A 12,057-nucleotide genomic window follows, 5' to 3' on the forward strand; every position below is an offset into this window, starting at 1 on the left:
CGGCCTCCCGCCTGCCCGTCTTTACCCGATCGCCGAAACCAGCTTCTGCAGTTCCAGCAGCGGCCGGTCCAGGTCCGGGTCGGTGGTGGAATAGAGGCTGATCGAGAAGCCCCAGACCGCGCCGGTGGTGACGGGCTGGGTTGCCTGCTGCCACTGGCCGACGGCCTGGATGATCCCCGACACCGTGCTGCCGCTATAGTCGTAGCGCGGGTGCAGCAGCACCGGCAGCAGGGTTTCGATCGAATCGGCCCCCGCCTGGACCAGCGTATAGCCATAGCGGATCGACACCGCGATCTGCTGGCCGGCCGGCTGGCCGTCGAACATTTCGTTGAACACCGCGGTCAGCGGGTTGGTGGCGGGGTCGGTGGTCCAGGCGCCGATATCGATCCGCTCCTGCACCGTGATCAGCGGCACCAGCGGTTCGGGGAAGCCCAGCTGCGGCGTGCGGTAGACGAAGGCCGAGCTGGTCTCGGGCCCCTCGGCGCCCAGCAGCCGGGCATTGCGGATCACCGAAACGCCGGCGGTGGCGTTCTGGAAGGCGGCGATGTGCAGCCCGCCGATGGTGTAGCGGAAGGAGAGCCGCGAGAAGGCCGGCATCAGCGTCGCCCCCTCGCCCAGCGGGAAATCATAGATCCGCATGGTGCCGGTGGGCTCGCGCCCGGTAAGGGCGGCGGTGGCGCCGTCGTCGCGGATCACCAGGATTTCCGGCCAGTCGAAGGGCACCGCCTCGTCGCCCAGCTGTTGCAGGGTGAGGGTGGCATAGACCTGCACCGGTTCGGTGATGCCGATCACGGTGGTGTTCAGCGTCGCCAGATAATGGAAGAAGCTGTTCACCGGCCCCTCGGAGCCGTCGAGCGCCCGGCCGAGCAGGGCCGCCCGGCCCCTGGTGGTGCGGTGGGCGGGGACCAGCCCTTCATGGGCGGGACGCACCAGGCTCCGTGCCGCCACCAGATCGTCGCAGCTGCCCACCCCCCACCAGGCCGACCAGCGCGCCGCCACTTTGCCGGCCAGCGTCGCATAGGTATCGAGCGTGGCGGCCAGCACCGTGTCTCCCGGCCCGGCGGTCGGCGCCTGGAGCCCGGCCAGGATCTGCCAGAAGGTGTCGGCGGCGGAGGCATACTGGGCGAGCAGGGCGAAGAGGGTTTCATCCTCGTCGAGCATCGCCCGTGCCGACGGGGCGGGCTGGCGGTTGAATTCCAGCTCGATCCGGATCTGGTCCTGATCGGCGCTCTGATGGGTGTAGGTGAAGACATAGGCCCAGTGCACCGCCTCTGCCACGCTGTGCGGATCGGCGGGCGTGGTTGCGGTCTGCGAAATCAGGGCCGGCAGGTCGGGATAGGCGCGCAGCGGCACCGGCACCTGGGGCGTGTCCAGATCGGCCGAGAAGGCGGGCGGGGCATCGGTTTCGAAGGGCAGAACGAAGGTCAGCCAGTTGGAGGCGTCATAGCCGCTGTCGACCGGGGTGATGCCGAATTCGATCTCGTTGACCGCATAGACCGGCTTCAGCCGCACCGAGCGGTGCAGCGCCGGCTGCGAGACGTCGAGCGTGAACGAGACCGGTGCTTTGGCATCGGCCGGAGCCGCCTTCAGCGGCAGCTTGGCGTTGCCGAGCTGAGAGACCTTCCAGGCATTGGGGTCGCCGTCGCCGGGTTGTCCGCTGCCCCCGCCATCGACCGGCACCTCGGAAAGCTTGCCGGCGCCGGAGAGGCGCGCGGTCGCGGCCGCGGCGGGGGCCGTGACCTCGGCTGCGAATTGCAGCACCGCGGTGGTGTCGTAGCCGGCACTCAGCGTGCGCAGCAGGCGCTGATACAGCACCTCGCGCGCCGCCTTCCAACCGGCACCGTTGATGGCGCCGGGGCCCGTATCCTGCTCGGCCAGGATCGCCGACAGCCCGTCGGCCACCGCACAGGCGGTGAGTTTCTTGGCGGCCAGGATCGTCTCCAGCGCCGACGGGTTCACCCGATAGGCCGGCGCGGCATAGGGTGCGGTGCAGATCAGATCCAGCCCCGCCAGCCAGGACCGCGCCCAGACCTCCAGATCAATCCCCTGAAAGTCGTAGGTTTGAGATTTACCCCAAGTTCCGGTTGCAGGGTCCAGGGTGCTGATCGTGACCCCGCTTTCCGCCTCCAGCGTGTGGGACAGCGGGCGGAGGCCGAAGCTCCAGGGCTGGGGGGAGGGGTTCCAGTCGACCGTCAGCGGTGGTGCCAGATCGACTTTGGTGATGCCGCCCGGATCGACGAAAGACACCGCCCAGACATCGGTGGGCGCCGGGTCGCGTTCGGCCGAGAGCACCTTGCCGGTGGCGATCTTCAGCCCGTCGATCGCGCCTTCGATCGCCGCGGCGAAGACGTCGAGGGTGACGGCGCCGTCTTCCTGCTGCTCTGGCGCCGCACTGCGGGTGACGGCGATCGGGCTTGCCACCTGCGCCACGGGGCCCGGATCGGCGCCCTCGCGGAGGAAGGCGGGGTCCACCAGCCGCGGGTCGCGCGCCAGCGTGATCCAGGTTCTGAGCGGGAAAATGACGTCGGGGAACTGCCAGCCGCCGGTGCCGAAACCGGCCTCCAGCCGGGTATCGGCCGGCGGCAGCAGCAGTTTCGCGGCCGCCGCGATCCAGGCCTGATCGGCATTGCCGGTGACCACATCGCCGATGGTGACCGCGATGCCCGCCGCGGCGAAGCGGCGGATGATGGCGTTCAGGCTGTCGTCCGTCGCCGTGGTGATGGTGGGGGTGGCGGCAACGGGTGAGGGGCGGAGCGTCAGCCCCGCCACGATCACCCCGGGTGTCGCGGCATTGGCCGACAGGATCAGGGTCGGGTCCAGCCCGTAGCGCGCGCCCAGATCGGGCGGGGTGAGGGCGGCATCTCCCGTCAGCGCCGGGCCGCAGAGCAGCAGCCCGCCGGTCGCCAGCGCATCCGGATCGTCGGCGATGGCGGCGGCGAAGGCATCGATCGTCACCGGCGGGTCGGCCCGGGCGATCACCGCATCGAAACTGTCGCCGGCTTCGGTCGCCAGCGCCTGGCCGTCGACGGTGATGGTGCGCCCGCCCGCCACCGTGCCGGGCATGGCGCGGTTGGCCTGGGTCAGCGCCACCTCTGCATCGCTGCCGAGGGGCACGAAACGTGCGGCGATCGCCGTCATGGTGGTACCGCCCAGGATCCGCCAGGGGATGCGGACGGTTGCGGGATCCTGGGGCCAGGCGGAAAGACCAGGGACGGGCAGGCCGCCGCTTCCCGCCGGGGCGACCGGTGCAAGGCCGGCATTGTGGCGCAGCAGGTCGCCCGGCTCCACGCCATAGGCGCGGGCGGTGGCGCCGAGGGGCGCATCGGCGAGGCCGGTGACGCTGGTCGTCTTCAGGAACAGCGGCGCGCCGGCGGGGAAGAGATCGATGGTGTCGATGTTGAGCCCGGCCAGCGTCGCGGCGGTCTGGCCGGTGTCGTTGTCGTCGAGCGTCCAGCCGTCGCGGATCAGCTTGCGGTCGACCGTCAGCGTCACGCCCGTGCGGAACATGCCCCTGGCCGCGGCATTGGCACCCACCGTCATCACCGCATCATAGGGCACGCCATTGTCGCGGAAGGTGCCGGCGATGTCGTCGAGGGTGGCATCGGCGCCGGGCTCCCCCGTCGCCGGCACCTCGACCTCGATGCCCTGGGCGCTGAACACGAAGCCCGGGGCGAGCAGGGCGGGGCGATCCATATTGGCGGTGGTCAGGCTGGCGAGCGTTACGCCGAAGGCCTCGGCCAGTTCACCGGCCGAGAGACCATCCGCCGGCTGGGCATGTTCCGCCGCCGGCACCACCAGTTCGGTGCCGGGCAGCAGCGGCAGCACGATGTTGTCGTCATCGCCCAGCACCGTGGCGGGGTCGAGCCCCGTGGGCACCAGTTCCGCCACCGTGCTGCCGGCGGTGAAGACCACGTAGTCCGGCACCGCAAGCCCCGCCTCGGGCAGGGTGACCAGCTGCCCCACCGGCCGTTCGCCGGCCGCCAGGCCCAGCGCCTGCCAGTCGAGCCCGTAGCGCGTCACCACATCGGCGAGGGTGGGGGTGACGGTGGGATCGGCCAGGCTGGCGCCCATCAATGCGGCGGCGGTTGAAAAGGCATAGCAGGCCGAGACATGGGCGCGCAGCCCGTCCATCGGCACCGGCAGCGCCGTGGGGCTGGCGGCGGCCGGCTGGTCCAGCGAGGTGGAAAGTGCCGCGGTCACGTCGGGCTGCATGATCTGGTACCAGATCGCGCCGAAGCGTGCGCCGATATCGGCCGCGGTCGCCGCCGCGGCATCGCCCGCGACCGTGCCACCGGCGGTCAGCCCGCCCGGCTGCATGGCGATGCGCAATTGCAGTCGGGCACCCACCTGTCCTTCCGCCGCCGAGGTGACCCCCCAGGCGACGCTGGTCACCGGCCAGGAGGTGACGCCGATCATCGGGTCGGTATAGCCGACCACCATGTCCACGGTGCCGGAGGCGGCGTCGAACGAAACTGCGGCGCTCATCATGCGTCTCCTTCGGCGGTGGCGTTGCCGTAGACGTCGTGGAAGCCCAGCACCACGGTCGCGACCGGCGGTGCCGTGCGCCCGCTTGCCGAGATGCCGGCGTATGGGTCGCCCGCCTGGGGCGGCAGGCCCGGAATGGCCGGCACCGTCGGCGTCTTCGCATAGCGGTGGATGGGGATCACCTGCGACAGGGTCTGGTCGTTTTCATCCACCGCATCGGCCGTCATCCGGGGCGTCATGCGCATCCGGTCCACCGCCGCGGCGCTGCCGTCGACCCGCGGGCCGACCGGGCTGCCGGCATTGCTGGCGGCGAAGACCTCGGTCTCGGGCAGCTGATAGCCGGCCAGGTTGTACAGCCGGCGGGCGCGCAGATCCGGGTCGTCGCCCGCATCTGGCGGGTTCACCAGCCCCATGGTGAAGCCGACATTGCCCTGGGCGACGGTCGCCTGGCGGATCTGGTCGCGATCGTCGGGGGCCGCCACGAACAGCGCAGTGGCGGCAGGGTCGACCGGGTCGGCGACCAGGGCGGCGGTGTTGAAGGAATGCAGCTGCCGGTCGGGATTGGCCGTCGACTGGCTGGCCAGCAGGGCGATGACGGTGACGGTGGCGGTGCCTTCCTGGCTCCAGATCTCGTCGCCATAGCCGTTGCCGTCGCCGTCGGTCAGCTCCAGCCAATAGCCGCCGCCGCCCACCACGCTCGCCTCCCACACCAGTTTCAGGAACATTTCGGCATCGCCGACCGGGGCGAAATAGGGGCTGGAGGGCGGCAGGTCGCCGTCCGCCAGCGCCAGCCGGTTGGCCGAGAGATTGCCCGAACGGGTTTCGGTCGACAGATTGGTGCGCACGATATAGCTGGCGCTGCGATCGATGCCGGTGGTGGTCAGCCCGCCGGGCAGGCCGGCGGCCGGCGACAGGCGGAAGCCGAAATACAGCACCGCATTGTCGTCGGGATGGGTTTCCAGATAGCGCCAGAGTTCCAGCAGCAGCTGGCGGCCCGCCGTATCGGCGCCGGTGACGCTGGCGGTGTTCGGCCGGCCGGGAATGCGGCTGATGCCGATATCGATCAGGCTGGCCCAGATGGAGCGGTGGACCGGCAAAGCGGGGCTGTCGGGCCCCTTTTCCGGATCGGTGCGATAAAGCTGCCAGGGCCCGCCATCGGCCGCGGCGGCAATCGCGGCCAGATCGCTGCCGAAGGGCCAGAAGGACGGCATGCCGATGCTCGCCGTTTCGGCGCCCTCGCCCAGCGCCGGCAGATTGATCTGGTTCGGCGTCTGCCAGATCACCATCTGCGACAGGCCGTGGCGCACCGGCACGTCTTCCCAAAGCTGCAGCGGCGCCGGCGGCGCGCTCAACACCGGGGTCAGCGTATCGGCCGGATAGCCGTCTTCCAGCATCTTCTCGGTGACCTGGATGACCAGTTGGGTGGTGTCGTCCACCTCCAGGATCATGCCCGGGCGGATGCGGCCCGCGGCGGCCGCCGGGTTGCGGGCGGCAAGATCGGTGTTGCGGGCGGTGAAGGCGGCGAGCCCTTCGGTCGGCGGCGCGGTTTCGGTCGCAACCAGGGTCAGCCAGGGCACCTCCACCGTTTCGGTGACGGTCAGGGTCAGGCGCACGGTTTCGGGCGGCTGGGTGGTGTCGGGGGCGGGGCCGGTGACCTGCTGGCCGATCAGGTCGTAGAGACCGCTCAACCGGCTGTCGTCGCCCTGGGGGGCGGGCAGGCGCTGGCCATGGAGCATGAAGCGCGAGACCTGGCCCGCGACATCGCGCACCGGCGCATCGCCGGTCAGCGCCGGCATCAGCCGGTCGAGGCCGATGGCGGCAAGATCGGGTACGATCAGCGGCAGCGCGGCATCCACCGCGAAGACCCCCGGCACATCGGCCACCACCATGCCGGTGGTTTCGATCGCCAGATCGTAAGATGTGGCGAAGGCGCGCAGCGTCTGATTGTCGATGGTGGTCAGCCGGCAATCGGTCACCACCACCGGGGCCAGCGGCGCCAGCAGATCGGTGGTCGCCACAACCGTTCGGAAGTTTGCAGAGGGTGTCGCCGGAATTGTGGTTGCATCGGCCACCATCAGCAGCCGCGCCGCCAGCGCGCGCAGGCTTTCATCGGGCAGAAGGGCGGTGGTCGCGGCGGGCAGGATGACCGGCCCGCCGGCATAGCCGGGGTTCAGTTCGGCAACCGCGGCCGCCCAGGCGGCGAAGGCCGGATCGACCTCGGGGTTCTGCCACAGCATGGTGGCGGCGGCGAGCAGCGGCAGGGTGTCGCCGGCCAGCCGCGTCCAATCGACCGGATCGGTCAGCACGTCGAAGGCCGAGGGCAGCTTCACCACCGCCGGCAGGCTGCCATCGGCGCCGATGCTGTCGCCGTTCAGGCTGGTGATCGCTTCCGCATACCAGCCGGTTTCGGGGAGCAGGGTGACGGCGGGGGTGCCGGCATTCAGCCGGACGTAATAAAGCGCCGCCGCCTGGGTGATGGTCAGGCCCTGAAGCGCCACACCGGCGCCCTGGGGCAGGTTGACCGGCGCGCCCGCGCGGGTGATCGCCGGCACGTCGAGGGCGGCCGCCGTCTGCAGCCAGGCATCGACCGAGGCACCCAGCCGGGCGCAGAGCCGGTCCGGGGTGTCGCCGGTCCGGATCTGGGTTTCCAGGGCCGCGACCTGTGCGGTCTTGCCCGGGGTCAGCAGCCGTTCGGGGTTGGCGGCGGCGATCGCCGCCGGGGTCACGCCCAGCGTCACGCTCAACACCGTGCCGGGCGCCGCCGCGGCCAGCTCTTCGGTGATGCCGGGGTTCAGCGCCAGGATCTCGTCGGTGTCGTAGCCGTAGGTGGCGGCAAGCTGGGCGACCGTATCGCCCAGATGCACCACATAGGGCATCTGAACCGTCGGGAAGCTGCCGGCCAGGGCGGCGAGAGTGGTGTCGGCGTCGATCTCGACGGGGAAGCGCGTGAACAGGCCCTGGGCCGCCTGGACCATGTATTTGGCGACCAGCAGCATGTATTCGCGGAACACCACCGAGGCGAGCGGTTCGTCGGGCTGGATGCCGGCAGAGGGCTGGCCGCCATCGCCTGCGGGCTGCGGCGACAGCTGGCGGAAATAGGCCGCGATCCGGTCGGCATAGGCGTCGTCGACCGGCTGATACAGCGCGAAATTGCGGTCGTTTTCCGGCGGCGGCAGGTCGGGGCTGGTCCAGCCCAGCACCGGCGGGATCGGGAAAGCGACGCCGGGCAGGGGGTCGGGATCATCCCCCGAGGGCGGGCCCGAGAGGTGGAAATCGACATTGCCGCCCAGGAAGCCGCTCAGATTGTCGAAGCCGAAACCTTCGGCAAAGGTCTGCGGGCAATCCATCTGTGCGGCCAGTTCGGCCAGATCGCCGGCGGTGAGCGTGGCGGTGACCGGATCCAGCCCCAGCGCCGAAACCGCCCAGCGGAACATCGCCTCGGCCAGCAGGGCGAAGGGCGTCTCCGCCTGGTCGTCCGCCCGCGCGGTGGCGGTGAAGGCGGCCGTGCGGCGGGCCTCCAGCGTTTCGGCATCCACCGCGACCGGGCCGTCGATCGCCAGCATCATCACCATCCGCCGGGCCGGATCGGCGGCCGGCGGGGTGCTGCCGCCGGGCCAGGCCACCGCCATATCGGCGATGGTGAAGCCCGGCACCATGCGCAGATCCAGGGTCTGCGTCTCGGCAAAGACCTTCGCATCGGGGGAGAAGTTCAGCCGGTACACGCCCTCGGCACAGGGATCGGCGATGGCGGTGGCGGCCTCTGCCAGCACTGCCATCTGGCGGGCGATCGGATGGGTCAGGCCATGGGCGGCGTCGCTGCGCAGCCGGGCGCGGGTCAGCATCCGGGTCATGCGCGCCATATCGCCGGGCCGCCGGCGCAGCCGCTGGCCCGCCCCGCGTGAGGCATTGGCAAGCGGCACCACCCCGATGGCGGCATAACGGCCGAGGGCAGCCCCGCCCAGAGCCGCAGAATTCCGCTGATCCAGGCTCCGCCCGGACTGATCGGCCGACAGGATCCAGGGCGTGGTCGAGGCCGAGCCGATGGTGAACGAGACGTCGAGGCTGGTGGAGAAGGAGAAGGAGAATTTGACGAACACGATCTTGATCGAGGCATGGACCCGCACACCCACGCTCATCGCGATCACGGTCGGCCGGTAGGCGGCGAGCGTCAGGGTCGCCGAGGCATAGGCTTCGAAGCTGACATCGACCCCGATGACCTTGAAATCGACCTTGCCATAGACCTTGCCGACCAGGGCGGCGGTACCCTGCGCCCAGTAATACATCGCCTTGGATGCGGCGGCATCGTCGGGGTGGAACCAGGCGAGCACGCCTTCGAACACCACCTCGACCTGCAGATAAAGCCCGGCCTTCAGCGGCCCCTTGTTGAATTCGCGGCCGACACCGACCGCAAGCCCCAGCCCCAGTTCCAGCACGGGGGAGAAGGTGCCGTTGGTGATGGCCGGCACCCGGGTGGAGGTGGCGCCGTTGAGCAGGCCGAAATAGATGCCGCCCTTGCCCAGGAACGGCCCGTATTGCAGACCGAAGGAGACCGAGAAATCCCGCTTGTGGGGGAAGCCCAGATCGACCTTGAAATTGCCGTTGGTGAAGACGTCGACGGTGATGATGCCGAGCGTGATCGCGACCGCGCCGAAATCCAGCTGGCGGAACATGTCCGGCACCTGAAGGCGGGCATGGAACACGCCGATATCGTCGGTGACCTTCTTGTAGAGCAGTTCGAAACTGAAGCCCGACAGCGTGCCGGCCTCGGGCCCCTGCAGCGCGATCAGCACGCCGTAGAGGATGGGATCGTTCATCACCAGCTTGACGGTGGCCGTGCCCATCAGGGTCACGTCCAGGCCGATCAGCCACTGGCTGGATTCCTGGAAATGCAGCTGGTTGCCGCTCGGCTGGTCCAGCGGGTTGCGGTTCGGATCATCCACCGGCCGGAGCTGGGCGCGCATCAGCCGGATGACGTCGGCGAGCGAATCCGGCCGGGTCAGCCCTTCCAGCGTCACATGCTGGCCGAAGCCCATATAGCGCAGATCGACCAGCGAATTGCCCTTGCCCGGCACGGCGGGCGGGCTGTCGTTCAGGGCATCCCAGGCCAGCGGCGACATGCCCGGCTCGCGGCCGTAATCCTTGCCGAGGAAATTGCCGGTGATCTCGATATTGACCTGCGGCTCGCCGGTCTTGCGGTCGTAGCGGATGCCGACCGTCTTGATGGTGATGAAGCCGAGGGTGAGATTGATGGCGTAATTGAGCGTCACCGACTGTTCGGTCGGGTCGATGATCAGGGTGAAACTGCCCAGATTGATGTCGTTCAGGAAGGTCCAGGGCGCCGACAGCCGGTAATTGGCATTGGGGTTGGCCAGCGCCGCGAAGCTTTCGACCATGGCGCCGAGCGTGACGCCCTTCATCTCCACCGTCAGCACCTGATGGCGCTTGGCCCCTTCGCCGGTCCACGAGGTGCGGGCCTCCAGCGAGAAGCGGTCGAGATCCAGGCGGAACAGCCAGGTGAGTTCCTGGGCGAGGAACGAGAAACCCAGCGTGACGATCAGATTGTTGATCTCGAAGGCGCCCTTGACCGTGCCCTCGTAGATCATCTCGGGCGCATCGCCCGCCGCGGCGTCGCGCAGGACCACCGCATGCAGCTGCGGGCGGGCGCGAGAGAGGCCGTCCAGGCGGATGCGGTCGCTGATGGCGGCCATGCCGGTGCCGGCTTTGGGGCGGCGGCGGATATCGGCCTCGGCAATCAGCGACAGTTTCAGGCCCAGGACTTCAGGGTCCCAGCGCAGGGCCACGGCGGCGGAGACCGAATAGGGGTTGCCGGTGCCGGTCGAATACGCGGCCCAGAGCCGGGTGAGCAGCAGGTCTGGCAGCCAGTCCGGCGGAGTTTCGCCGAGGAAGGCGTAGACGAACTCGCCGAGATTGAGTTCGCCGACGGCCAGGCCGCCCTGGAAACTCCAGCTGCCGTCGCCCGGATAATAGGCCCCGGCGGAAAGGATGGTGGCCTGTTCTCCGTTGACGTTGACGCCGATCATGCCCGAGAGGCCGCCCCAGATCCGCGCCTGTGACACCGTCACTTCGAAGGTCACGTTGTCCAGCGTGAAAGTGACGTTGCCGATCGGGATCTCCCAGGTGCCATGGGCGGTGAGGGTGGCGCCATAGGTCTGGGTCGGCAGGGTGGCACTCATCGTAATCCGGTCGACGATCAGCGAGGCGTCGACGTCGGGTTGGGTGCCTGGAAAGAATACCGACATGGCGGAGGCAAGGTCGATTTCGATGGCACCACGGGTCGCGGCATTGACCGACAGGTTCGGCAGGCTGGCGACCACGTCCAGATAGACCGGCTCGCCGTTGCTGCCGGTCACCTCATCGCCCGGCGGCACATTGCCGTCACCGGTCTTGGAGCCGAACCGCATGGTTCCGAACAGGCTCGCTGTCCAGTTGGGACGGGCGCCGTCCCACATCACCAGCCAGCTTGCGCCGAGCTGATCGATGCGCATGAAAGGAATCGGCACGTCCCAGGCCGTGGTTGAGACCAGCGTGGCGCCGGTGAAGGAAATGCCCGTCGGCATCGGGAAGGTGCCGCCGGTGTTGGGGATTCCGAACCGGAGCTGGGAGAGGCCGAAAGCATCGAGGGCCGCCACCCCAGGCGGCAGCGAGAAGGTGTCGGGAGAGGTGCCCGGGAACAGCTGCAGCAGCGCGATGATACCGTCCGACAGCGTCAGCGGCGGATCGATGTTGCCGTCAATGTCCCAGAGGGATTCCGCCTGAAGCAATGGTACGGTCACGGCCACATCATGACGGGTACCGGTATTGACCTGCAGGACGAGGCGCAGCAGGACCGCCGAGATGAGCGCCTGTGGCTCTTCAAGGCTGTAAATGTCGACATAGTTGGTCGTCAGCACCAGATCGAGCGATTCGACGTTCATCTTCGACCAGGCGGTGTCGGCATCAGGCGCGCTCGCCAGAAGGTCGACCTTGTCGGCGATGGCGGCCTCGGCCCGCGGGTCGAACACGCCCGACAGCGCAAGCCGTGTGCTGCCGAGAAGCTGGGCGTAGGGGGCGAGCGGCGTGTCGGTCAGGACGAGCGTGCCCGAGAGGCCGGGACGGGGCGCTGCGGCCGTCCCGTCGTCGACCGCCATCGCCATGACCGTCGCCTGCTGCGGTCCAAGGCCCGCCAGCACCGAAGTGCCGAGCATAACGGTGCCGTTCGACCCCGGCACGGGCACGCGGGATGACGGCAGATCGGGGATCAGTGTCGTCAGATCGACGAAGCCGTCGGTGGTTCTCGCTTCAAGAGACAGGTCCAGCTGGTCACGGCCCGCATCATCGACGGTGCCGGTGAGTATGAGTGTCCAGCCGGTACCATCGGCCCAGCTGGACGTGCCTGTCAGCCGCGCCGTCGACGGCAGGCGCTCTGCCCGCCCGCCCGTAACCGGCAGGACATCGACCCCCAGAACCGCCACCAGCTTACCCATCAACGGCAGGATCGCCGCATCTAGCCTGCCCTGAGCCGCAGCACGCACGAAGGCGTCATAGAGGGTGGCGACGGACATGATGCGGATC

2 protein-coding genes are annotated in these 12,057 nt (G+C 69.1%); both read right to left on the bottom strand.

The genetic code is table 11. The annotated features are described in order from the left end of the window. Positions 1-21: 21 nt before the first annotated feature. Positions 22-4,485 (bottom strand): hypothetical protein, encoded by a 4,464-nt coding sequence (locus WI697_RS04595; protein WP_345957574.1) that lies wholly within the window; start codon positions 4,483-4,485, stop codon positions 22-24. Continuing rightward, positions 4,485-12,047, bottom strand: a complete 7,563-nt coding sequence (locus WI697_RS04600; protein WP_345957575.1) for a LysM domain-containing protein — start codon at positions 12,045-12,047, stop codon at positions 4,485-4,487. Before WI697_RS04600 ends, WI697_RS04595 begins: the two co-directional genes overlap by 1 nt. Positions 12,048-12,057 lie beyond the last annotated feature (10 nt).

The sequence above is a fragment of the Tistrella mobilis genome (assembly GCF_039634785.1).
In the GTDB taxonomy this organism is placed as follows: Bacteria; Pseudomonadota; Alphaproteobacteria; order Tistrellales; family Tistrellaceae; genus Tistrella; species Tistrella mobilis.